Below are 22921 nucleotides of genomic sequence, written 5' to 3'. Positions count from 1 at the left end.
TACAAAGAAGTCTAAAAATGAAAACTGTAAAAATAGCTGGTGTTCCGGAACATTTTAATTTACCATGGCATTTATGCATTGAAAATGGAGAATTTGAAGCTGAAGGAATCGATTTGCAATGGACCGATGTTCCTGAAGGAACAGGGAAAATGTGTCAAATGCTTCGAGATGGTGAAACCGATATCGCTGTAATATTGACCGAAGGAATTGTAAAAGATATTGTGGCTGGAAATCCAAGTAAAATTGTACAGGTATATGTACAGTCACCTTTAATTTGGGGAATACATGTTGCCGCAGAATCAGATTATAAAACCATAAGTGATTTAGAAAGCAAAAAAGTGGCTATTTCACGCTTGGGTTCAGGTTCTCAATTAATGGCTTATGTAAATGCAAATAATCAGGGTTGGAAAACAGATAATCTAGAATTTGAAATTGTAAACACTATTGATGGTGCTGTTGAAGCTTTGACTAATAAAACTGCTGATTACTTTATGTGGGAACGTTTTATGACAAAACCATTAGTTGACAAAGGAATTTTCAGACGCATTACAGACTGCCCTACTCCATGGCCATCATTTGTAATTGCTGTGCGAGATGAAGTATTAAAAAATGAGCCAACTATAATTACTTCTATTCTTGAAATTATTAATGCTACAACCGAAGATTTTAAGTCTATTCCAAGCATTGACAGAACTTTATCGGAATCATTTAAACAAAAGGTTGAAGATATTCAAGAATGGTTAAAATTGACTCAATGGTCGCAAAAACCATTGAATGAAAAAACATTTAATAAAATCCAAAATCAGTTATTTGAACTGGGTATTATTGATAAAAAAAGTACTTTTGTAGAAACAGTAAAATTTCTTTAAAATTTGCTTTTGGGCATTATGATAAAAAATAGAAAAATTGATTTAAATAAACTTAAAAGTAGCCTTCAGGTAAAATCACCATGGAACGAGGTTATTATTATGCTATTGAGTTTTTTAATCACGCTTCCTACTTTTATCATAATGCACCAAAATTTAATAGACTTTAATTGGCCTTTTAATTTTGATCGGGTTTTACTCTTTATTTTTGTTCTTGTTGGACTGTATTTCCTTTTAATGAAATTAAAAACGATTATTATTATTTGTATCGTTTTATATCTCCTGGTTTTATTTTACGGAACCGCTTTGGGTAATTATGGTTTTGGTGAAGTTGCTGAAGATTATAATGCTATAATCTACACCATGTCTGACAATCCCTATCCACAAGATATTATTGTTGCTAAATTGCTTCCGTTTCCCAATAAATCAAAAATTATTAATGCAATTGAATATCAAAATCCTAAAGTGAGGAATTTTGCTATAATGGCTACAACTAAGCATTTCAAAAATGTTAAAGGGTATTCAGACTACAGAACCATAATACAATGTTTTGCTGTTTTCAAAGAAATTAATAGCCGATGGAATTATGTAAATGATCCCAAAGAAGGTGATTATATTGCTACTGCAAGTGAATCATTAATGTATTTCTCAGGTGATTGTGATGATCATTCTATTTTAATGGCAGCAGCAATACGTTCTATTGGTGGTACCCCAAGGCTTATACATACCAAAGGACATATTTATCCAGAAATATTAATTGGATCTTTACTTGATTTAGAAAAAGTAAACTATCTCGTTAAAAATGTCTTATTTGTAAAAGAAAGCTATGACAAAACCTTACATTATCATATTGATGAACGTGGGCAAGTGTGGTTAAATCTTGATTATACTGCAAAATATCCTGGAGGACCATTCATGTCTGAAGAAATTCTGGGTGCACTTACCCTTAGATAAAATCATACAATCTGTCATTCTTTGGAGTCGAAGAATAAGGAGTTGTTTCCAACTCTCCACTCTATCTTCTCTTTGTTAAAGAAATAAATAAGGGGATTTTATTTCTATCTGAGTTATATTTTTATTCTGTTATGTTTTGTAAAACACGTATTTATACTTAATTTTTTATAATAGCTTGTTTTTACCTTTGATAGAGTTATTACACATTTAGTGTAATAATTGCCCTATCAAAATCTAAAGACATGAAAAAAGAAGTTGTTGCACCACCTACTCGTTGGACAAGAGATTATCTATTTGATATTCTAAAAGATTTAGGAATCCAATATATATTTGGTGTTCCTGGAACCGAACGAAATCCCACTAATAGACGGGACATCTTATCCTGATAATGGAGTTAAGTATATTGAATGCCTACATGAAAATATTGCTATTGGTGCTGCTATGGGGTCTGCTCGAATGACTGGGAAACCTGGAGTACTTATTGTACACGTAACACCTGGAATTGCACATAGTATTGGTAATCTTTTTAATGCTCATCGTTCACAAATGCCGTTGGTGATTCTTTGTTGTCAGCAACAAAATGAATTAGTTACTCAGGAACCATTATTAGCATCAAACTTAGTAGACTTGGCTAAACAATATACTAAATGGGCGCATGAAGTTCGTACAGCCGAGGAAATACCGCTAGTATTACAAAGAGCTTTTAAAGAAGCTATGGCACCACCAAATGGTCCTGTATTTATTTCTATACCATGGGAATTTACAATGGTAGCCATTGAGGAAAACAAAAAAATAAAGGGAGTAACTCGTATTTCTCCACATTTTACTGGTGATGAAGAATCTATAAAAAAAACGGCTCGTTTATTGGCCAATGCTAAAAATCCACTTATTGTTGCTGGTGATGCTGTTGGCTATGCAGATGCATGGGAAGAAATTCAGCAATTAGCAGAATTAATTGGTGCTCCTGTAGTGCTACAATCGTTTAGTAGTGTTGCTAATTTTCCCAACGACGATTGTCACTGGCAAGGAGAGCTGCCTGGAAGCCAAGCAGGAGTTCAAGGAGTTTTTAAAGACCATGATGTTGCTTTTTTGATAGGTTTTGGTGCTCAGGCTCAAGTTGCTGTATTTAAATACTCAGATGGAGCACTTATCCCTGAAGATGTAAAATTGGCTTATCTAACTAACAATACTTGGGATATTGCTAAGAATTTTTATGGCGAAACTGCTATTTTAGGAGATATTAAAGCAACATTACCTTTGTTAAACGAATATGTAAAGCAGCAAAAACCAAAAGGGGCTGATATAAGAAATAAAAAATTGAAGGCTCTAGATATTTCACGTGCTGAGCAATGGGATGTTTATTATAAAAACGCTATGAAAGAGCCAGATATTTGGGCTGTTGTAATAGCTAAAGCATTAAAAGAAGCGATAGAATCCCGCAAGTTAGCCAATAATTATGTATATGTGCATGAGGCTGTATCGGATGGAGCTCCATTCCAATATTATCTTCCCTTAGGAACTAAAGGAGCAAAACCTATTAGCTATTATTGCGTAGCAGGTGGCTCTTTAGGATGGTCAATGCCAGCTTCACTAGGAATTAAATTAGAAGATAAAACTTCACAAGGTATAGGAACCAAATTAGTTATCAATGCTGTAGGTGACGGATCCTCTTTATTTTACCCACAAACTTGGTGGACAGCTGCCCACGAAAAATTACCAATTTTATATATAATTACCAATAATCAGGAATATCATACCTTACAATTAGGCTTGCAACAAGTTGTAGCTGCTTATGGAAATGCTCCAGGTTATGGTTGGAAACCAAAAACAATGGATCCTGATTATTTAAAATTGGAAAGACCTAAATTGGATTTTGTAAGTTTAGCTAAAGCATTTGGTGGTGAACACGGAGAAATCGTGCTTACAGCAGATAAAGTAAAAGAAGCTGTTGAAAGAGGAATAAACCATGTTTTAAATACAGATACTTCTTATATCTTAGATATGCGTATTGCTTCGAATACGCCGCCATTAGTAATAAAATCAAACGGAGACACTTTTACCGTTGATAAGCGATATGCATTACAGCCGCCACTAAATATTTTTTATCAAGATGCATTGATAAAAAAATCATCTGTAAAAAACGGATCACTTAAAACCGGTGAATTCTCAGTAAATGAAAATATAAGTTTTAATCTACCCTCTCTTTTTTAAATAAATAATCGTTGCAAAGGCAGCATAAATATAAAAAAAATGGAAAACGAAAAAATTGATATCGCCATAGTTGGTGGAGGTGTTTCTGGCGTATATAGCGCATGGAAACTTAAAACAAAATATCCGAACAAGAAGATTGTTCTTTTTGAAGGAGGAGATCATATCGGAGGACGTTTGCTATCAGTAATTCCTCCTGGAATTCCTGATATGGTGGCAGAATTAGGCGGAATGCGAATTCTCGAAAATACTCAGAAATTAATTGTACAATTAATACAAGACATAAACGAAATATTATCAGGTGAAGATCAAATAGAGTTATATGATTTTCCAGTAGATCAGCCACAAAATATAGCTTATTTACGTGGGGAACACCTGCGTTTATTCGACTTTACAAATGATCCTGATAAAGTACCGTATAAATTATCTTTTTTAGAAAAAGGAAATACATCAGGAACAATTATTGTAAATGCGATTGAACAAATAGTTCCAGGTATTACAAATACTGATTTGACAGAGGAACAACGTTTGAAAATGTGCCATGAAGCCACTTTTGAAGGAGCTCCTCTTTATACTTTAGGATTTTGGAACCTGCTTTACCGTGTAATTAGTGGAGAAGCATATCAATTTAGTATTGATTCTGGTGGATACAACTCAACATTGGTCAATTGGAATGCTGCAGATGCAATTCCGTGGTATCTGTCTGATTTTGGCATTAAACCAGTCTATAAAGGATTTAAAAATGGATTTCAACAAGTTCCAATTTCTTTAGCAAACTTCTTCAAGAAAGATGGTGGCGAAGTAAGATTAAATGCTAAACTAGAAGGATTTGAATTCAAAAATAATGTATTTGAGCTTAGTATAGATGGCTCAATTATTGAGGCAAAACAGTTGATATTGGCAATGCCGCGTCGCTCATTAGATTTATTGACAAATACTTCTCCAAAATTACAAGAAATACAATCGCTTATCGCCAGTGTAACTCCAAGACCATTATTTAAGGTGTTTACAACCTATTCAAGTCCATGGTGGAGAAATGCAGGTTATACTGATTCTAAAACAGGATACATTCCTTTACAGTCAGGAAGAACTGTCACCGATTTACCAATAAGACAAACCTACTACTGGCCAAAGAATAATGGAGATCCATCGGTAAACGGAGAATCAATGCTATTAGCGAGTTACGATGATGGTTCTAATATTGGTTTTTGGGATGGACTTAGACCACAACGTAAAAAAGCTTGGAAAAAAGGACTTTCGCATGCTGAAATAGCAGATCCTTTTATTGGTGAATATGCCGAAACGGAGCCGCTTTTGAGTAAAGCTTTAAACCAAAGTTGGCATGATTACAAAGCTCCTCGTAAAATGGTAGAAGAATTAAGCCGTCAATTGAAACAAATTCATGATGTCGATTATACACCAGCTGTTACAAGTGCCTCTTTCCGTGACTGGGGAGAAGATCCTTTTGGTGGAGGATGGAATAGTTGGAATATTGGAGTAAAAAGTTGGGAGGTAAAAGAAAAAATTGTTCACCCAATAGACAACTGTGCATTATATATTTGTGGAGAAGCTTATTCAGATGCTCAGGGATGGGTTGAAGGCGCTTTGCAAACTGCTGATATCATGCTTAAAAAATTCATAGCTGTAGAAAGTACTAGTTCAGTAAAAGAAGAAGCTATTTTATGAAAAAATAATAAATTTTGACTATTTAAAAGCTCAATCCTACATCAGATTGGGCTTTTTTATTCATTCTTTTTGTGTGATTTTATAAAGTTTTTTTTTAAAACACAAATTAAATTCAGCAAAGCCTCAATAAACATAACCCTTTAATAACTAGAAGTTTTAATCTTACAATCTTAAGTTTTACTATTTGTTTGAATCTTATTTTTTTGTAACTTCCATCCTTAACCTTAAATTGAAATAACCATGAAAAAATCTACACTATTTATCTTTGGGTTTATCGTATTATCATTAGTAATAATTTCTTGTCAAAAAGAAAGAAATAAACTTATTAATTCTTGGAAAGTTACCAATGTCGAAGCCAAAAAAACACTTTCAGATTCTATCAAAAATATAATTCTATCTAAAGGGAATCTCAAATTTTCTAAAGATGGAAAAGTAACAGGATTTCTTGATGTTGAGTTAAAAGGAACTTATGCTCTAAACAAAGGTGGTAAAAATTTAATTATTAAAGATGAAGTAGGTACACCCTACCCTTTTACAAGTACTATAGATAAAGAACAATTGGTATTAGATGGAGAGGATATGACGCTCACTCTGGATAAAAACTAAATCTTTTAAACAAAGTTGTCTTTGTAAAGACAACTTTGTTTTTTTAATAGAATCTATAATCCGTGTGAATTTATCTTAAATACATTTATGATTTTTAAATTATAGCCTTTGTTGTTCTTCTGTTTTTTCTTTGTTATTCTTGTTCTTTAATTTTTGATTTCCAAGATTGTATTTAAAAGATATACGTACGCTTTGAGTGTCGCCATAATCATCAAAATAATTGTATTGATTCGCATAATTTGTAGTAACGCGTACTTTCTGCCCTTTATATATATCTGAAAAAAGGATTGCTACTTGCCCGTTATTATTTAAAACTTTCTTATAAATCCCCATTGAAAGACTAGATGACCCAGTTACTGTAAAAGTTCCTTGCACTGAAGGGGAATCATATGACCAATTTAATTCCATGCTTAACTCTTTCTTTTTATTCAAGGTAAATCGGTTATTAATGTTATTGTTATAGGACCAGATATTATTGTGATACAAATTACCGTCACCTCCCTGAAAAGTATCTTTTGAATAACTTATTCCGTTTGAAAATATAAATTGCCACCAAGGAAATATCTCCTGATTTGCACTAAAATCCAATCCGTAACCTATTTTTTTCTCAATATTAGTATGACGATATATTACAGTGTTTGTTTCGTAATCCTGATAGGAAATTTCCATTGATGGATCTATTGAATTACGATAATATAAATCAAAATTATATTTGCTTTTTAGTGTGTATTGCAAACTAATATTATGAACAATTTCAGGTTGTAATTTTGGATCACCTGTGTAATAAGAATAAGAATTATAATAGGAACGAAATGGATTTAAAGCGCTATATTGAGGTCTGTTGATCCGTTTACCGTAAGATATTCCAATTTCATGAGCTTCTGTAAGTTTATATAAAGCGTATAGTGTTGGAAATAGTTTAAAATAATGCTGCGTATTTACTTCATTGTTAGTTAATAAGTTTCCTTCCAGTTTTGTATATTCTGATCGTAATCCTGTTTTTAAACTCCATTTGCCAATTTCTTTACTAAGGCTTAAGTAGCCAGCATAAATATTTTCATCATATAAAAATTGACTGCTTCTGTTTGGGTTTAGTTGTAATTCTCCAGCTATATTGTCTCGATAATCCAAATTACTATTGGCATTTACGTTTCCGAATTTAATTCCTGCTTCGATTTTAGTCTCTCCTATTTCATTGTTGTAATCTGCTTGTATAGAAAATAATCCTATTTTTTGTGTATTATCACTTACAAAACGAGTATCACGATAAGGACCGCTTTGTGGTAATGAAAATACAGAATATATATCTTGATTTTCATTCTTGAAATACCTAGTATAATCGGACGAAATAACGATTGATTGTTTTTCCGAAAACTTATGTTCAAAAGAGGCATTGTACGCATTTGTTCTTGTTGGGTTTTTTCTTTTGTTTTGTGTTGTATAAAGTGAATCAATTTGCCTGTTAGCATCATAAATATAAGTAGGAACATTGTACTCGCCATGGTTTTTAAGGCTAATAAACCCATTGGTACCTAGAGTTAACGTATTAAGACTATCTATTTCATATTCCGCAGTTAAACGATATGTATTTTGCGATAATGATTTATTCTTACGGTTTAATATGCTTTCCCAAATTGAGGTTACCTGATCCTGATTGTCTTTATAATAAACTATATCTGCGCCTTCTCTGTAATAAATTCCTGTTCCAAAGCTATAGTTTCCTGATAACGCCAGTTTTTTAGTTTTGTAATATTGACTTGTTGACATTACTCCTTTAGGATACGCCGTTTGTACATAAGCTGTACTGAGAGTTCCTTTGTATCCATTTTGGTTATTTTGTTTGATTTTTATATTTAAAACGGTACTTCCCTGAGCATCATATTTGGCAGGAGGATTTGTTATAACTTCTACCGATTTTACAGTATCTCCATTTGTGTTTTCAAGCAATTGTTTTAATTCTTCTCCATTTAAGTATACTTTTTTATCATTGATAGTAACTAAAATTCCAGCACTGCCTCTTACTATAATTGTCCCATTATTTGAAGCTGTAACCCCAGGAGTACTTTTTAATATCTCCCATGCATTTGTATTTGATAGTACAGAATTTTCTACATTGAATTCCATGCGATCTATCTTTCGTTTTATAACAGGTTTTTTATGAGTAATTACTACATCATCAAGTGCTTCGGCTTTTTTTATGATTATTATTCCTGTAAATTCTTTATCTCTATTAAGCGCAAAATCTGTATAATAAGTAGTATAACCAGTGGCACTTATTTTTAAAATGTATTCGTCTTTTACAATATTTTCGAACTTAAATAAACCCATGTTATCTGCAGTCGTATTTCGATAGACCAAAGAATCTGATGAATTTAATAATTTTACATCTGCAAATGCAATTGGTAACTTATCAGAATCTTTTATAATTCCTGAAACTTTTATATTTTGAGTAAAACTCATGAAAGGAATGAGGTACAATAAGAAAATAACTTTTTTCATAATATTTTTTGTTTGTGACAAATTTCTACAAAGTACCTTGTCGCTTGGGTTAATGCTTGGTTAACGATGGGTTAATGTTATTTTTCGGTTAACTATGTTTATATTCAAAAAGTGGTATTTAATCAACAACTAGTACAGTGTATTTATAAAGTTTGGTTAATGAAGGGTTAATAGGCCCACTTATCTATTTTTAAATGGTATAATATTTTAGCTTTGTTTCTATGAAAAGAAAAATAATACTACTAATCACAGGATGTATCCTTACAGTTGTTGCATTGACTTGCATTCAGGGGTATTTCATTTGTAATACCTATGAACTGAAGAAGAAAGAGGTTAAGGATGTGATAAGAAAGCAATTATTAGCGTTTGAAGATGATCCTGAATTTATAGCAATTGAAGATGCCTGTATGGGGAAATCGAGGGATTTTGTAAAAACACATAAAGGCAAAAAAAATTCTAAGCAGGATTATTTCGATTATACCAAGAAAAATAGAGATTCTCTTTCGGCTGAGCTTTCATCTATTATGGATAAAAAAGTAAATTTTAAACATAAAATAGGATATTCTATATATATAACTGCAATATTTGACAATGAAGGAACAAAAAAAGACACTGTTTATTTGGGAAAACAATTAGTATTAAGTAATAATATAAAAAGTCGAGATGAGTTCTCTCTTGCCACGGGAATATGGAAAACAAAAATCAGTTCTAGCAGTAAGCAAGATCGGGATACCTATGATATCGAAATACGGTCTGGACGTAATTATAGTTTTGATAGTCTGCAGAAAGTAATTTTGCAAGAAATGATAGGGTTGTTGGTGTTTTCAGTTCTACTAATAACATTTGTCATAATCTTGTTTTATTTATCCATTAGAAATTTAATTACTCAGAAAAAGATAGCTGATATTAAAACGGATTTTATAAATAATATTACTCATGAATTCAATACACCACTTGCAGCAATGGATATAGCAGTAAAAACGTTTGAATTGGATGCTATTACTGAGGAGCAGCATAAAAATACTATTGCAATTATAAAAAGACAAAATCAGCGTTTGCAATCGATATTCAGTCAGGTTGCAGGTGCTTCACTTAGTTCACAAGAAATAGTCATTGATAATAATATAATAAGCAGCAAGGAAATAGAAGAAATAATAACCGATTTTAGACTATCGTACCCTAATATTACAATTAGTTATTCTGTTGAAACGACAGTACAAATACCTATGAATCAATTTCATATGAATACTATATTAATAAATTTATTGGATAATGCAATCAAATACGATGCAAATGAAATCAAAGTAACTTGCAATCAAACTGAAACGTTTGCAACGCTTTTGATAGAAGATAATGGTAGAGGAATTCCTGAAAATGAACAAAAAAATATTTTCGAAAAATTCTATCGAATAGAAAAAGAGAATCTTCATAATGTAAAAGGGCTTGGTCTAGGGTTATTTTATGTAAAGCAAATTGTAGAAAGCTATAAAGGGACTATAACTGTAAAAAGTGTAGAAAATAAAGGGACATCATTATTAATTTCAATCCCATTACAATGATACATATTTTATTAGCCGAAGATGATTTAGATTATGCTTTTATCTTAAAGCAATTTTTAGAAATATCTGGTTTTAAAGTTAGTTGGGCTAAAGATGGAATTGAAGCCTATGCCTTATTTTCTACAATAAAACCAGATATATGCGTGCTTGATGTTATGATGCCCAATATGGATGGATTTACCTTAGCCGAAAAGATAATTGAATTTCATCCTGAGGTACCAATTGTTTTTCTTACAGCAAAAGGGTTAAAAGAAGATAAAATAAGGGGACTCAAACTCGGAGCTGATGATTATGTAGTAAAACCATTTGAAGTAGACGAGCTTATTTTACGAATTACTAATATACTGAAACGTATTAATAAAGCTCCTGTATTAAAAACATCAGTTAAACAAATGTCTATAGGAGATTATATGTTTGATATTGAAAATTTTATGCTAACCCATAAAAAAGTAACTCACCGCATTACTGAACGTGAGGCACATTTAATACAATATTTGTATAATAACAGAAACAAACTTTTAAAAAGAGAAGATATATTAAAAGAGATATGGGGTAATGATGATTTCTTTTTGGGCAGAAGTATGGATGTATTTATCAGCCGCTTAAGAAAGTATTTTAAAGAAGATACATCTATTTCTATTTTGAGTATTCGCGGAATTGGTCTTGAGTTTAATGTCAAATCAAATAATTAATAAAATGGTAAAAATAATTTCTTTGTTAGTGTTTATGCTTAGTTCTTTTTTAATAAATGCACAATCTAAAACAACAAGTAGTAGTTCTTCTTCCTCAATAACTAAAATTAATGGAGTTGAAAGAGAGCACAGTTCAATATCTGTTAATGATTCAGATACATTTTATAGCTTAAGAGCTAAATTTACTTCGGATAAAAAAGACGAAATTATAAAATTATTATCCGATAATATCGATGACGAATACAGAAGTGTTTTGGGTAAAACTTTTAAATGGATTAAAGAAGAAAATGGTGAAGTAGCCTTCTCTTTTGTAGTTACTGATAATCAATTAAAAATAAGCATAGAAAAGGATCTGATTTCTAATGGAACCTTTAATAAATTTAAAAATTTAGGAGAGTCACTTAAAACAGTAATTTCTAATAGAAAATAGTTTATTTAAAAATTTTATTTATCCAAAATAGCCTCTCTTCTACCCTTTTATTTTAGGTTATTGATTCTTTATGATTAAAAAATCTACAATTGCTCTTTAAGAAATTAAGGAGCTTTTTCTCGTTTAATCAGAACAGAAACACTAATTAAGAAAAAAATGTATCTTTGCTAGCTCAAAACAAGCGTAACAATTTATGTGAAAAATAATTTCTTTCGGACAATCAAGAAGGTAGGCTACAAATGTGGCTTACTCAATTTATTCATCTTAAAAGAAAGAAATTATGCTTATTCTACAAAACATCTCATATACACATCCGAACAAGGAATTGTTATTTGACAACATTAGTTTTACTGTCAATACTAACGAAAAAATAGCCTTAATAGGCAACAATGGTATTGGAAAATCGACTTTACTCAAAATTATTGCGGGTGAATTGCAACCATCCAATGGACGAGTTAGTTACAACTCCGAGCCTTATTATATACCACAAGTATTTGGTCAATATAATCATTTTACCATTGCTCAGGCATTACAAATTGAAGATAAATTCAATGCCCTTAGAGAAATACTTAATGGTACTGTAACCGAAACCAATCTTAATGTATTAAATGATGATTGGACAATAGAGGAACGTTGTAATACTGCCTTAAAATATTGGCAATTAACAGACTTGGATTTATCACAAAAAATGAAAACTTTAAGTGGTGGACAAAAGGCGAAGGTTTTTCTTGCCGGTATTTCTATTCATCAACCAGAATTGGTTCTTTTAGACGAACCAAGTAATCATCTTGATAGTGCCGCTAGACAATTATTGTATGAATTTATCCAATCTGCACCATGTGCTTTAATTATTGTAAGTCACGACAGAAAACTGCTAAATATTTTAAGCACCGTTTTTGAGCTAAGTAAGCGAGGGATTAGTGTTTATGGCGGTAATTATGATTTTTATGCTGAGCAAAAGGAGATAGAACAAAATGCGTTTAATCAGGATCTACACAGTAAAGAAAAAGCATTACGCAAAGCCAAAGAAAAAGAACGTGAAACTCTGGAACGTCAACAAAAACTAGATGCCCGAGGAAAAAAGAAACAGGAAAAAGCTGGTGTTGCCCGAATTATGATAAATACCTTAAGAAATAATGCCGAGAATAGCACATCAAAAATAAAAGATATACACACCGAAAAGATTAATGGTATTTCGCAAGAACTGCAAGAATTACGCTTGGCCTTACCAGATATTGATAAAATGAAATTTGGTTTTGATAATTCATTATTGCACAAAGGCAAAATACTATTTAATGCTAAAGGTATCAATTATTGTTATGATGATGAATTTCTTTGGAGACAAAACCTCGATATCCAAATCACAAGTGGCGAACGCATTGCATTAAAAGGTGCAAATGGTTCAGGAAAAACTACTTTGATAAAAATAATACTTGGAAAATTAGAACCCAAAGTCGGTGTAGTATCTCGTGCAGAGAATAAATCAGTTTATATCGATCAGGATTATTCTATCATAAATAGGAAGCTTAAAGTGTACGATCAGGCACAAGAATTTAATACCACGTCATTACAAGAACATGACATCAAGATGAGACTCAACCGTTTTTTATTTACCAGTGAAGATTGGGATAAACCTTGCAATGTGCTAAGTGGTGGTGAAAGAATGCGTTTGATGCTTTGTTGCATAACCATAGATAATCAGTCTCCAGATACTATAATCCTAGACGAACCAACTAATAATCTCGATATACAAAACATCGAAATACTAACTACAGCAATTAATGAATTTAAAGGAACCCTAATTGTTATTTCACATGACGAATACTTTTTGGAACAGATAAATATAGAACGAACCATTCTATTGTAAAATTTATCATAAGTTATTTAGTTTTATGTATCTAAAAATGAATGTATTTATCAATACATTCATTTTTTTAACTACATACATTGTATAGCTATGTATTTTGCTATATATTTGTTTTAACCAACAAAAATTTGCTATGAATGAAACTTTTGTCACAAACTGGAAATCTCAGCTAAAAAAGGGAACGCTTACTTTCATTATCCTTAATGTACTTAAAGAAAATGAATATTACGGTTATGAACTTATTGAACAAATAAAAAAAAATACCGAGATAGAAATTGCTGAAGGTACTTTATATCCGTTAATGAATAGACTTAAAACGGAAAATTTAGTTGACTCAAAATGGGTAGAACAGGAAACTGGAATTCCTAGAAAATATTACGCTCTAACCCCTACCGGAATAAAAACACTTATTCATATGAATGAGTATTGGAAAAATCTAGAAAATGCTATTCAAAAAATAATCAAATGAAAACAGAAGGAATAAAATTCAGTCAAGAAGCTTCAAGAAGAGTTTATAACGATTATATGAAGCGTATTTCAAAAGTTACAGAATCGCTATCCAAAGAGGATAAACAAGACATTTATATGGAATTTAACAGCCATATATATGAAGCGCTTCAGCACAAAAATGGAGCTAATGAAATTGATGCATTGTTGGATACAATCGAAAAATTAGGTATTCCAGAAGAAGTTTTAAAGCCCTTTATTGCAGATAAAAAACTAGAACAAGCCACAAAAACATTCAACCCTATCCATGTTTTTAAAGCATTGACGTTAAATATAACTAATGGTTTTTCGTATATCATTTTCTTCCTATTGTATCTTTTCTTATTTGGATTTGTATTCCTTATAATTGCCAAAATTAAATCTCCATCAGAAGTTGGGCTCTGGTATAAAGATAGTTCTTCGTTTATTTTGGGGCTTAGTAATAAAGAATACCAAAGCGGGATGACAGAAATATTAGGGAATACATTTATCCCAGTTATGATAGCTTCTATATTGCTCTTTTATGTCTTAATTACATTATTATTAAAATTCAAAAAATCAATCAATAATAAATAAATCACAATGAAAAAAATCCTAATTACCGGCCTGCTAATCTTTAGCTCCACAATGAGTTTCTCACAAACATTCAACAATCAAAGAATGGATAGTTTGTTTATGACTTTAGAAAAAAACAATAAATTTATGGGTAGTGTAGCCGTTTCTCAGAACGGAAAGTTACTATATACCAAAGCCATAGGTTATTCGGATCTTGAGAATTCAAAAAAAGCAGCAGCAGAAACTAAATATAAAATTGGCTCAGTTTCTAAAATGTTTACAGCTACATTAGTTTTAAAGGCTATTGAAGAGAATAAATTAAAGCTAAGTCAAACTCTTGACGCTTATTTTCCACAGATAGAAAATTCAAAAAAAATAACTATCAGTAATTTACTTAATCACCGAAGCGGTATTCATAATTTTACTAATGAAGAATACTACAGATCTGATGAATTTACTACAGTTCCAAAATCTGAGCAAGAAATGGTTGAAGTGATAACTAAGCTAAAAAGCGATTTTGAGCCTGATAGCAAAGCAGAATACAGTAATTCTAACTATGTCCTTTTGAGTTATATTCTCGAAAAAGTATACAAAAAACTATATTCAACTATCTTAGAAACTAAAATTGCAAAACCATTAGGGTTAAAGAATACTTATTTTGGAGGTAAAACTCAAATTCAAAACAATGAATCATATTCCTATCATTTTAATGATAAGTGGTTGAAATCTACAGATACAGACTCATCAATTCCAATGGGAGCTGGAGCGATCGTATCTAATCCAACTGACTTGACACTGTTTATAGAAGGTCTTTTTAATGGCAAAATAATTTCTGAAAAGTCTTTATCGCTAATGAAAACATTAAACCAGAATTTTGGTATGGGCATGTTTGAGTTCACTTCTTTTGAACATAAAGCATATGGGCACACAGGTGGCGTTGATGATTTTAGATCTATTTTAATTTATTTCCCAAATGAAAAACTAGCTGTAGCTGTTATTTCAAATGCAATGATTTACCCTAATATGAATATAATATCATGTGCTTTGAGTAGTTATTTCAATACTCCATTTGCTATACCCACTTTCAAAGCTTTAAAGTTAAAGCCAGAAGAACTAGATTTATATACAGGACAATATGCAAGTATTGAAATCCCAATAAAAATTGATATTACTATGAAGGATGATAAATTATTTGCGCAAGGAACAGGACAGCCTGCATTTCCATTAGAAGCTACAGAAAATAACATTTTTAAATTTGAGCAAGCAGGGATCGTTCTTGAATTTAATAAAGAAAAAAAACAAATGCTTTTAAAACAAGGTGGAAAAGAATTTTTATTTTCAAAATAATAAAATAACTCTATTAAACGAAAATGGGCTTCTGCCCTACTATTAATCTAAAAGATTAAAAACACAAATTCTTCCTGATTAAAAATATAAAGTAAAGCTCCTTAAGAAATTAAGGGGCTTTTTAGGATTATAACTAGGCAATCTTCCTTTTTTTTTATATAAAAAGAACAACAAAATATTGTTGAAAAGAATAGTATCTATAAAAACGCATTCTATTATTAATAATAAAATAGTCATATATTAGCTATATATAAGCGGTTTTTATTTAAAATTAGATCTAAATTTAGTTCTTTTAATTTCTATAACCGAACTGTAAATACTTAATAAATTTAAAAATAATAGTATAAAAATTTAAACAAAAATGGCAAATCAAGAAATATTCTTCGCTAAAGGAGATAGTCCAAAAATGATTGAAGCATTTAAGAATGCACAAGAAACTTTTAAATATTTTTGGAGAGAATTATCATGGGAATCTAGAAGAATTGTTCCGGCATTAACAGTAGCTTGTGTAAAGGTTGCGTTCTCGCAAAATATTAATGGAAGTGAAAATCCTACTATCGAGCATATGTGGATTAATGATATTGATTTTGATGGTGAACAAATAAGAGGAGTTTTAATAAACGATCCTGATGAGTTAACAAATATTCAAAATGGAGATGATGTTGCTGTTTCTTTAAATCAAATTAGTGATTGGTTATTTGCCATTCAGGGAAGTTCACCAAAAGGACTTTCTAAACTATTTTCTTCGTCTCAGCCAAGAGCTTATGGAGGATTTACTATACAAGCCATACGCTCTGAAATGACGAATCAGGAAAGAAAAGATCATGATAAAGCTTGGGGATTAGATTTTGGAGACTTCAACGAAGTGCTGCTTGTTAATGAACAAAAAGAAAAACCAGAAAATCTTATAGAGCATCCTATGAGTAAAAATATGAAAGAAAAACTTCAAGATTTTCTGCAACAAAATCCTAATGAAATTGCGTATCAGGATGAAGATGGATTCTCTTTATTACATAGAGAAACAATTGCAGGTAATTTAACTTCTGTAGCTGTGCTATTAGAGTCAGGAGTAAATAAAGACATGAAAACAAATCAAGGTAAAACGGCATTAGATATTGCTAAACAATTAAAATGGGAGCATCTTATTCCTGTTCTTAGTAATTAATCTTAAAATGAACAGTAATACCATTTTTGACAAAATAGCTGAACTACCAGAAACTTCCAGAAAAACGTTGGAGGAAAACATTACATTGGTACGTTATCCTAAAGGACATATTTTATTAAAAGCAGGAAAAATCGAATCGAATATCTATTTTATAAAAAGAGGAATTGTTAGAGCCTATGTCAATCAAAATGACAGTGATGTTACTTTTTGGTTTGGAAAGGAAGGAGAAACTATTCTTTCGATGAGAAGTTATGTCGAAAATCAAAAAGGCTATGAAGATATTGAACTTCTTGAAGACTGTGAGCTCTATGAATTAAAAACTTCCAATTTGCAACGATTATTTGAAGAAGATATTCATATTGCTAATTGGGGAAGAAAATTTGCAGAAAATGAGCTCATAAAAACAGAAGAGCGATTAATTTCGAGACAGTTTAAAACAGCATCCGAAAGATATAATGAGTTAATAACCAATAACTCCGATTTAATTAAAAGAGTTCAGCTCGGACATATTGCCTCCTATCTTGGGATTACGCAAGTAAGTTTAAGCCGAATAAGAGCCGAAATAAAATAAATTTATTTTTATCATTTGTTAAATTTTAATTGGATCCACTGAAGGAACTTTGCCCTATTAAAATTTAAAAAATGAATTGGATTCTATTGATTATTGCAGGATTATTTGAAGTAGCATTTGCTTCGTGCTTAGGAAAAGCAAAAGAAGCAACAGGAAATGATGTTTATTTATGGTATGGAGGTTTCTTGGCATCGCTTGTTATAAGTATGCTGCTTCTTATCAAGAGTACACAAACATTGCCTATTGGGACTGCTTATGCTGTATGGACAGGTATTGGTGCTGTTGGAACAGTTTTGGTTGGTATTTTTGTGTTTAAAGATCCAACAAACTTCTGGAGATTGTTCTTTATTGCAACATTGGTTGGCTCAATCATCGGATTAAAATCGGTTTCGCATTAATGAAACTTGTAGTAAAAAAATGCAGCTTAATTTAAATACAATTAAGCTGCATTTAAAATATAGAGCCGTATTCTTCCTTCCGTTTTTTTTATTCTTAAAAACATTTGCTGTTTTTATCCTCTTTATGTTAATTTTCCTTTTTTGCCAAAGCATTTGATATTGCATTCGCTTTCCTAAAACTTTAAAATACTGAGTTCCTCCCCCGCTTCAACATAATATTTATTCCAGATTCGATTCATTATTTGTAAATAATAATAGCGCATATATTAAGCGTGTAAAAAACGTTCTTAACACAAAGTCAGCTTAAAATAGATTTTGTTAAGACTTTATTTAGTCAATATAAGCTTCTCTGTAAATTTTTCATGAAAAAACACATTCCACTATTTTTGTTCATAATTCTTGCTAATGTTGGCTACGCACAAAATTCAGATAAGAACTTTTATCCAAAAGAAATCCGTAAAGTCGATTTTAAGTACAAAAACCGACAATGAAATAATGCGACAAAACGAGCTTCTTCAAAAACAAAAACTCACAGTAACAAAACAAAAAGAATTAGATATCTTATTAGAAAAATACGGCGAAGTCGTAGAAAGCATGTGGGATGTTGTAGATGGCGGCTGCAGTTGGTATTGTAGTGGGGGGAAACTATAAAATTAAAGCTTCCTCGACTCTAAACACCAAAAAAACACAAAATACCAAGCTAAAAATGCAAATGATCTAAGCTATCAAACTGCTTGGGTTGAAGGAAAGCCAAACGAAGGAATCGGAGAATATTTAGAATATTATTTTTTAAACAAAAGTCCTAGAATTACACAAATCATAATTTCTAACGGATATGTAAAATCCGATGCTACCTGGAAAAATAACAATCGAGTAAAGAAATTACGATTAAGCATAAATGGGAAAGTATTTGGAATCCTGAATTTAGAAGATACCAAAAATGATCAAATATTTGAACTCGGAACTTTTGGACATAACAAAAACGGAACCGACTTAGTTTTAAGATTCGAAATTGCCGATGTCTACAAAGGAGATAAATTTAATGACACCGCTATAACCGAAATCTATTTTAACGGAATTGATGTACACTAAGAAGTAAAAAATGAAAAAAATCTTTATCCTATTCGCTATTATGCTCTCAAATTATAATACACAAGCACAAACCCAAAATGATGTAGTGGGTTATTACAAATTAAGAGGCGGAAGCCATTACCTAAAACCCGATGGTACATTTATAATAATAGGTTACGCAACATTAATAACCGGAAAATGGTCTTTAAAAGAACATGGAGAAGTAAACTTTGTTCCTGATGCTCCTAAAGAATCATTTCAGGTTTATGGAAGACATACCCCAGAGCTAAAAGATAATACAAAATTTATGCTCTCAAACGGATTACATGAGGAAGAAACATTTATGCATATTGGGAAACTTAGTGCTGTAAACCCAAAACTACAACGCGTTTATGTAAAAGGCCATCGATGCATTCAGTTTCCAGAAGTATATACAATAACTAAAAAAGCCGATACCATATCATTTACTTCCTTACCTTATTCATATTCAGAAAACAAAGATTATAAACCTACAATTTATACCTTCATTAATACCGAAAAATTCAATGATTTTATAGTGAATCACTTTGAGGATAAAGAAAATTACCATCCGTTTTCTTATCTCTATAAAGATGGAGGTTTGTATTATTCTAAACATTTTGGAGAAAAACAAGACTTAAATGATGCCTTAACTGAATCTGAGTTTGCACAAATATCTGGTATCGATTTTGAACCAAATCTTATATTGTATACACCGAAATACAAAAGGTACGATGACGATATCGAAAACGAGTTCTTTAAACTAAACTATACGTTGGATAAAGAAATGCCTACATAAGCCAACTAAACTATGTAGCAGGCGAGGAAAATACCAAAGATTATGATTACAATAATACCAACTTACTATATATCTATAAAAAAATAAATACATCCAATAAATTCCAAAGTACTTTTTTAATCGAAGAAAAATCAATTTTTAAAGACCATTGCAAAGAATAATATTTTAATACCTCCATAAAAAAGTATACAAATAAGATTCTAAAACAGATTGTAAAACTACCAATGAATACGCACTTTGTAATTACTGATGCTGTCTTATAATAAGTCGAACTCATTTTAATAAAAAAATGCGTTCGACTTTTTTTTTGTCGTACGTATTTCATGATTATCCAACGCACATTTGTATCAAATAACAATAACCTCAAAAAAACAGAAATCATGAAAAAATTACTCTTTATCGTTTTATTAGTATTACCTCTAATAAGTATTGCACAAAAAACTAATCTAAAAGCAATAGTAGATAGTGCAGCAACCAAAATGATAGAAAAACCTTTAATAAATTCTACCTCAATCGGAATAGTATATCAAGGACAAGAATTCATCGGTCATTATGGTGAATTAGAAAAAGGAAAATCAAACCCACCAACAAATAAAACAATTTATGAAATCGGTTCATTAGGAAAAACCCATACAGGTACATTAATTGCCAAAGCAGTTTTGGATAAAAAAATAAACCTTGATGATCCTGTTCAAAAATATTTAAGCGAAGATTATCCAAATCTAACATTCGATAACCATCCAATTCGAATAAAAGATTTGGTTACCCATACAAGTGGTTTGCCTAATATGATCCCTTTAAGCGCAAACCAAATGCTGAAAAACTTCACTAAAAAAGAAACACCAAGTAGTAGATATCAACAATGCATTAAAAAATTACTCACAAAAAGATTTTTTCAGAGACCTGCATCAAATAAAAATTGATACTATTCCAGGATACAACTTCTCTTACTCAAGCGCAGGAATAGAACTTTTGGCAGCTGTTTTAGAGAAAGTTTACAACAAAAAAATTGAAATTATACTAAAAGACTATTTTGCCAAAAATGCCCAGATGAATCATACAATGATAAATTTATCTCCAAAAGACCAAAAAAATCTTGCAGTAGGCTATCATTGTGCTTATAACGAAATCACTACCAAAATGGCAACATTACCTTGGGGCGCAAAGTGGAAACGTAAAATCTACCGTTCCCGATATGGTAAAATACATAAAATACCAGCTAAAAAATGATGCCGTAGTAACGGCAATCTCACAGTCCATTGGTAAAAGCTAATGATCGTTTTAGTTCAGGATATTGCTGGCGCGTAACAAAAGATGAAAAACTAGGAACGCTATATATGCATCAAGGAGGGGTTCCTCGTTCACAATGTTTTATTTATATCATTCCAGAATATAATTTAGGTGTATTTATTATAACAAACCAAAGTGGCGAAAACACACCAAAAGATATGAAAGAAACCTTAAACAAAATATTCGAACAAATACAAAAGCTTAAATAATTAGTTTATGTAATTCATTTTAAAACACAGAAACATAGCGACTTATTTACTCTCAAAAAAGTATTTCTATTATGAGTATATAATCTATGTTTCTTTTTATGTATTAAGATTTAATAATACAATCTAAAATCAAGATGTTTACAAAGGTCATAGATGTTTTTGATGCAACTCTTCGACGATCTCAATTATATCATCTTCTTCCTGACATAAACTAAAGAAAGCTTTATCAAGCGTACTGCTGCTTGTTATTTTTTTAAGAGGAGCTCCATAACCAGAAATTGCACGTGCACCTGTTATGTCAAGAAAATATTGGGCTTCTTCCTCGGTTAAATCTAATATTTTGGCATTAGCAAAATGTAAAATTTTACCTTTCATTTTACCTTCAAAAATTTCGGCTATTTCCTCTAAACTATAATAATATTCATTAAGACAAACATTATTAGCCTCTCCTGCATCACCAAGTATATTATTTCATAATCTTTGAAATTATGATCGTCATAGAGCAATGCATTTAAACTATCCTCTAATCCCTCGATGGTATCACAAGTTTTATGAATACTTGAAATACCTTGTTCAAAAGCGAGTTTTTCTAAGTTTTTAATAACTTCAGTCGTTTTGTTTATTTCTACATCGGCAACAGCCTCAAGGCAGAAAATAAATTTATCATAATCCATACAATTATGTTTTTTTGTAGATGAAAAATACATCACAAAGGTATATTTTATTGAGGAATTTAGATCTAAATAAAGAATACTTTTTGAGGAATTAGTTGTATTTTCAAGTTGCACAGTGTGTTATTTTGCACCTAAAAATAATAATAAATTACTAGGCTATAAACACCTTATATTTATCGATTGTAAAGCAAAAACCACTATATAACTATAGTGGTTTTAAATTTATATTGTTTACTCTTCGCTATGAGAGAATGTTAGAAAGACAATTGTGTTTTGCGGCTTAACTATTTTGCATCTTTATCGCTTTTATTTCTTGGTTCAGTGGCTCTACAATTTCATCTAGCTTGGATGGATTTTTTATTCCTAATGCTGCATAATTGGGCTTAATGACTTCTTTATATAGCTTATATAATTCTATTAAGATTTCTAATTTACTAATTTGAAGTGGTTTGCCATCAAAGTATTTAGCATCTGTTCCATCTCCATCGGGTGAACAATGGTTTACATTTAATGAATGGCGCCAGTATTCTGCATGTTTCCTCCATTCTTCTTGATCTACGACAGACGGTTTGTTAAACCAAATATTCCAGCTAAGTACATTAGTTTTCTTTAACATATTACCACTTAAGATATTAAAAATACCCAGAATAATAGTATTGAATTTATTTACTAAAGGATCATCTGTCAAAGTAATATCATTAATCTGGACATCTAAATTGGCAACTGTAAAAGCTACATTTTCATGCCTTGCAAAATCTGGGCTTTTAAATCTTTTGCCTTCCCCTCGTAATAACGGAAAATATTTCTTTAGGATTGCCTACTATCGACGTATTTACTTCTTATGGCAGTAGCTTTACTAAATGGAAATTTTGTTTTATCTAATTCCTCTAATAAAAATTTGATAAAGGGATTTGCATTATTATCAGGGGAAAGGTGCTGCCTCCCTAACAACAGGAGCATGTATTAACCTT

23 protein-coding genes and 2 pseudogenes are annotated in these 22921 nt (G+C 31.1%); 21 read left to right on the top strand and 4 right to left on the bottom strand.

Annotation, left to right across the window (positions count from 1 at the left end; all coding sequences use genetic code 11):
• Positions 1–17: 17 nt before the first annotated feature.
• The 5 genes from AC1RYN_RS18900 to AC1RYN_RS18880 all read left to right on the top strand — a co-directional run bounded on the left by AC1RYN_RS18900 (position 18) and on the right by AC1RYN_RS18880 (position 6320).
• Positions 18–869 carry a substrate-binding domain-containing protein gene (locus AC1RYN_RS18900; protein ID WP_481808205.1) on the top strand — a complete coding sequence of 284 codons (852 nt, stop codon included), beginning with the start codon at positions 18–20 and terminating at the stop codon, positions 867–869.
• An 18-nt stretch (positions 870–887) separates the two neighbouring features.
• Positions 888–1820, top strand: coding sequence for a transglutaminase-like domain-containing protein (locus tag AC1RYN_RS18895; protein ID WP_481808204.1), 933 nt, complete (start codon positions 888–890; stop codon positions 1818–1820).
• 333 nt (positions 1821–2153) lie between these two features.
• The gene (locus AC1RYN_RS18890) at positions 2154–4031 is read left to right on the top strand and encodes a thiamine pyrophosphate-binding protein (RefSeq protein WP_481808203.1); all 1878 of its coding nucleotides are present in this window, start codon (positions 2154–2156) and stop codon (positions 4029–4031) included.
• A 39-nt stretch (positions 4032–4070) separates the two neighbouring features.
• On the top strand, positions 4071–5714 hold the full coding sequence (locus AC1RYN_RS18885; protein WP_481808202.1) for a flavin monoamine oxidase family protein: 1644 nt from the start codon (positions 4071–4073) through the stop codon (positions 5712–5714).
• Between the two features lie 240 nt (positions 5715–5954).
• Entirely contained in the window at positions 5955–6320 is a 366-nt protein-coding gene (locus AC1RYN_RS18880) for a hypothetical protein (RefSeq protein ID WP_481808201.1), read from the top strand.
• A gap of 99 nt (positions 6321–6419) precedes the next feature.
• On the opposite strand, the gene AC1RYN_RS18875 is transcribed toward AC1RYN_RS18880, so the two are convergent.
• Entirely contained in the window at positions 6420–8819 is a 2400-nt protein-coding gene (locus AC1RYN_RS18875; RefSeq protein WP_481808200.1) for a TonB-dependent receptor domain-containing protein, read from the bottom strand.
• Between the two features lie 221 nt (positions 8820–9040).
• On the opposite strand from AC1RYN_RS18875, the gene AC1RYN_RS18870 reads away from it, so the two are divergent.
• The 16 genes and pseudogenes from AC1RYN_RS18870 (at position 9041) to AC1RYN_RS18795 (ending at position 21276) form a co-directional block, all read left to right on the top strand.
• Positions 9041–10378: a sensor histidine kinase gene (locus AC1RYN_RS18870; RefSeq protein WP_481808199.1), complete on the top strand. Its 1338-nt coding sequence runs from the start codon at positions 9041–9043 to the stop codon at positions 10376–10378.
• On the top strand, positions 10375–11070 hold the full coding sequence (locus tag AC1RYN_RS18865; protein WP_481808198.1) for a response regulator transcription factor: 696 nt from the start codon (positions 10375–10377) through the stop codon (positions 11068–11070). Before AC1RYN_RS18870 ends, AC1RYN_RS18865 begins: the two co-directional genes overlap by 4 nt.
• A gap of 4 nt (positions 11071–11074) precedes the next feature.
• Positions 11075–11500 carry a hypothetical protein gene (locus tag AC1RYN_RS18860; protein ID WP_481808197.1) on the top strand — a complete coding sequence of 142 codons (426 nt, stop codon included), beginning with the start codon at positions 11075–11077 and terminating at the stop codon, positions 11498–11500.
• A gap of 280 nt (positions 11501–11780) precedes the next feature.
• Complete coding sequence (abc-f, locus tag AC1RYN_RS18855; protein ID WP_481808196.1) at positions 11781–13367, top strand: ribosomal protection-like ABC-F family protein; 1587 nt, start codon at positions 11781–11783, stop codon at positions 13365–13367.
• Between the two features lie 133 nt (positions 13368–13500).
• Positions 13501–13836, top strand: coding sequence for a PadR family transcriptional regulator (locus tag AC1RYN_RS18850; protein ID WP_481808195.1), 336 nt, complete (start codon positions 13501–13503; stop codon positions 13834–13836).
• Complete coding sequence (locus AC1RYN_RS18845; RefSeq protein ID WP_481808194.1) at positions 13833–14429, top strand: DUF1700 domain-containing protein; 597 nt, start codon at positions 13833–13835, stop codon at positions 14427–14429. The genes AC1RYN_RS18850 and AC1RYN_RS18845 overlap by 4 nt, the downstream gene beginning before the upstream one ends.
• 6 nt (positions 14430–14435) lie before the next feature.
• Complete coding sequence (locus AC1RYN_RS18840) at positions 14436–15755, top strand: serine hydrolase domain-containing protein (protein ID WP_481808193.1); 1320 nt, start codon at positions 14436–14438, stop codon at positions 15753–15755.
• 361 nt (positions 15756–16116) lie between these two features.
• On the top strand, positions 16117–16920 hold the full coding sequence (locus tag AC1RYN_RS18835; RefSeq protein ID WP_481808192.1) for a DUF2314 domain-containing protein: 804 nt from the start codon (positions 16117–16119) through the stop codon (positions 16918–16920).
• Positions 16921–16927: 7 nt separating this feature from the next.
• Entirely contained in the window at positions 16928–17491 is a 564-nt protein-coding gene (locus AC1RYN_RS18830) for a Crp/Fnr family transcriptional regulator (protein WP_481808191.1), read from the top strand.
• A gap of 71 nt (positions 17492–17562) precedes the next feature.
• Positions 17563–17889, top strand: a complete 327-nt coding sequence (locus AC1RYN_RS18825) for a DMT family transporter (protein WP_086893829.1) — start codon at positions 17563–17565, stop codon at positions 17887–17889.
• A gap of 495 nt (positions 17890–18384) precedes the next feature.
• A complete protein-coding gene (locus AC1RYN_RS18820) occupies positions 18385–18540 on the top strand; it encodes a hypothetical protein (protein ID WP_481808190.1) in 156 nt (51 codons plus the stop codon).
• Positions 18541–18570: 30 nt separating this feature from the next.
• Positions 18571–18981, top strand: a pseudogene (locus AC1RYN_RS18815) (NADase-type glycan-binding domain-containing protein); the annotation flags it as partial.
• 10 nt (positions 18982–18991) lie between these two features.
• The gene (locus AC1RYN_RS18810; protein ID WP_481808189.1) at positions 18992–19777 is read left to right on the top strand and encodes a hypothetical protein; all 786 of its coding nucleotides are present in this window, start codon (positions 18992–18994) and stop codon (positions 19775–19777) included.
• Between the two features lie 380 nt (positions 19778–20157).
• Entirely contained in the window at positions 20158–20700 is a 543-nt protein-coding gene (locus AC1RYN_RS18805) for a serine hydrolase domain-containing protein (protein ID WP_481808188.1), read from the top strand.
• The gene (locus AC1RYN_RS18800; protein ID WP_481808215.1) at positions 20633–21007 is read left to right on the top strand and encodes a serine hydrolase; all 375 of its coding nucleotides are present in this window, start codon (positions 20633–20635) and stop codon (positions 21005–21007) included. The genes AC1RYN_RS18805 and AC1RYN_RS18800 overlap by 68 nt, the downstream gene beginning before the upstream one ends.
• A gap of 29 nt (positions 21008–21036) precedes the next feature.
• Complete coding sequence (locus AC1RYN_RS18795; RefSeq protein ID WP_481808187.1) at positions 21037–21276, top strand: hypothetical protein; 240 nt, start codon at positions 21037–21039, stop codon at positions 21274–21276.
• Positions 21277–21386: 110 nt separating this feature from the next.
• Here the strand turns inward: AC1RYN_RS18795 and AC1RYN_RS18790 are convergent.
• The 3 genes and pseudogenes from AC1RYN_RS18790 to AC1RYN_RS18780 form a co-directional block, all read right to left on the bottom strand.
• Positions 21387–21950, bottom strand: a pseudogene (locus tag AC1RYN_RS18790) (DUF6642 family protein).
• 280 nt (positions 21951–22230) lie between these two features.
• On the bottom strand, positions 22231–22638 hold the full coding sequence (locus AC1RYN_RS18785; RefSeq protein WP_481808186.1) for a hypothetical protein: 408 nt from the start codon (positions 22636–22638) through the stop codon (positions 22231–22233).
• A 119-nt stretch (positions 22639–22757) separates the two neighbouring features.
• Positions 22758–22910 carry a hypothetical protein gene (locus AC1RYN_RS18780; RefSeq protein ID WP_481808185.1) on the bottom strand — a complete coding sequence of 51 codons (153 nt, stop codon included), beginning with the start codon at positions 22908–22910 and terminating at the stop codon, positions 22758–22760.
• Between the last annotated feature and the right edge of the window lie 11 nt (positions 22911–22921).

The organism is Flavobacterium sp. TC780 (assembly GCF_056783245.1).
The sequence above is the reverse complement of the archived record's forward strand: the minus strand, read 5'-3'. Positions and strand labels throughout refer to the sequence as shown.

Coding starts and splice junctions, on each gene's coding strand:
- AC1RYN_RS18900 (WP_481808205.1), top strand. CDS start 18: ATGAAAACTGTAAAAATAGCTGGTGTTCCGGAACATTTTAATTTACCA.
- AC1RYN_RS18895 (WP_481808204.1), top strand. CDS start 888: ATGATAAAAAATAGAAAAATTGATTTAAATAAACTTAAAAGTAGCCTT.
- AC1RYN_RS18885 (WP_481808202.1), top strand. CDS start 4,071: ATGGAAAACGAAAAAATTGATATCGCCATAGTTGGTGGAGGTGTTTCT.
- AC1RYN_RS18880 (WP_481808201.1), top strand. CDS start 5,955: ATGAAAAAATCTACACTATTTATCTTTGGGTTTATCGTATTATCATTA.
- AC1RYN_RS18875 (WP_481808200.1), bottom strand. CDS start 8,819: ATGAAAAAAGTTATTTTCTTATTGTACCTCATTCCTTTCATGAGTTTT.
- AC1RYN_RS18870 (WP_481808199.1), top strand. CDS start 9,041: ATGAAAAGAAAAATAATACTACTAATCACAGGATGTATCCTTACAGTT.
- AC1RYN_RS18865 (WP_481808198.1), top strand. CDS start 10,375: ATGATACATATTTTATTAGCCGAAGATGATTTAGATTATGCTTTTATC.
- AC1RYN_RS18860 (WP_481808197.1), top strand. CDS start 11,075: ATGGTAAAAATAATTTCTTTGTTAGTGTTTATGCTTAGTTCTTTTTTA.
- abc-f (WP_481808196.1), top strand. CDS start 11,781: ATGCTTATTCTACAAAACATCTCATATACACATCCGAACAAGGAATTG.
- AC1RYN_RS18850 (WP_481808195.1), top strand. CDS start 13,501: ATGAATGAAACTTTTGTCACAAACTGGAAATCTCAGCTAAAAAAGGGA.
- AC1RYN_RS18845 (WP_481808194.1), top strand. CDS start 13,833: ATGAAAACAGAAGGAATAAAATTCAGTCAAGAAGCTTCAAGAAGAGTT.
- AC1RYN_RS18840 (WP_481808193.1), top strand. CDS start 14,436: ATGAAAAAAATCCTAATTACCGGCCTGCTAATCTTTAGCTCCACAATG.
- AC1RYN_RS18835 (WP_481808192.1), top strand. CDS start 16,117: ATGGCAAATCAAGAAATATTCTTCGCTAAAGGAGATAGTCCAAAAATG.
- AC1RYN_RS18830 (WP_481808191.1), top strand. CDS start 16,928: ATGAACAGTAATACCATTTTTGACAAAATAGCTGAACTACCAGAAACT.
- AC1RYN_RS18825 (WP_086893829.1), top strand. CDS start 17,563: ATGAATTGGATTCTATTGATTATTGCAGGATTATTTGAAGTAGCATTT.
- AC1RYN_RS18820 (WP_481808190.1), top strand. CDS start 18,385: ATGCGACAAAACGAGCTTCTTCAAAAACAAAAACTCACAGTAACAAAA.
- AC1RYN_RS18810 (WP_481808189.1), top strand. CDS start 18,992: ATGAAAAAAATCTTTATCCTATTCGCTATTATGCTCTCAAATTATAAT.
- AC1RYN_RS18805 (WP_481808188.1), top strand. CDS start 20,158: ATGAAAAAATTACTCTTTATCGTTTTATTAGTATTACCTCTAATAAGT.
- AC1RYN_RS18780 (WP_481808185.1), bottom strand. CDS start 22,910: ATGCTCCTGTTGTTAGGGAGGCAGCACCTTTCCCCTGATAATAATGCA.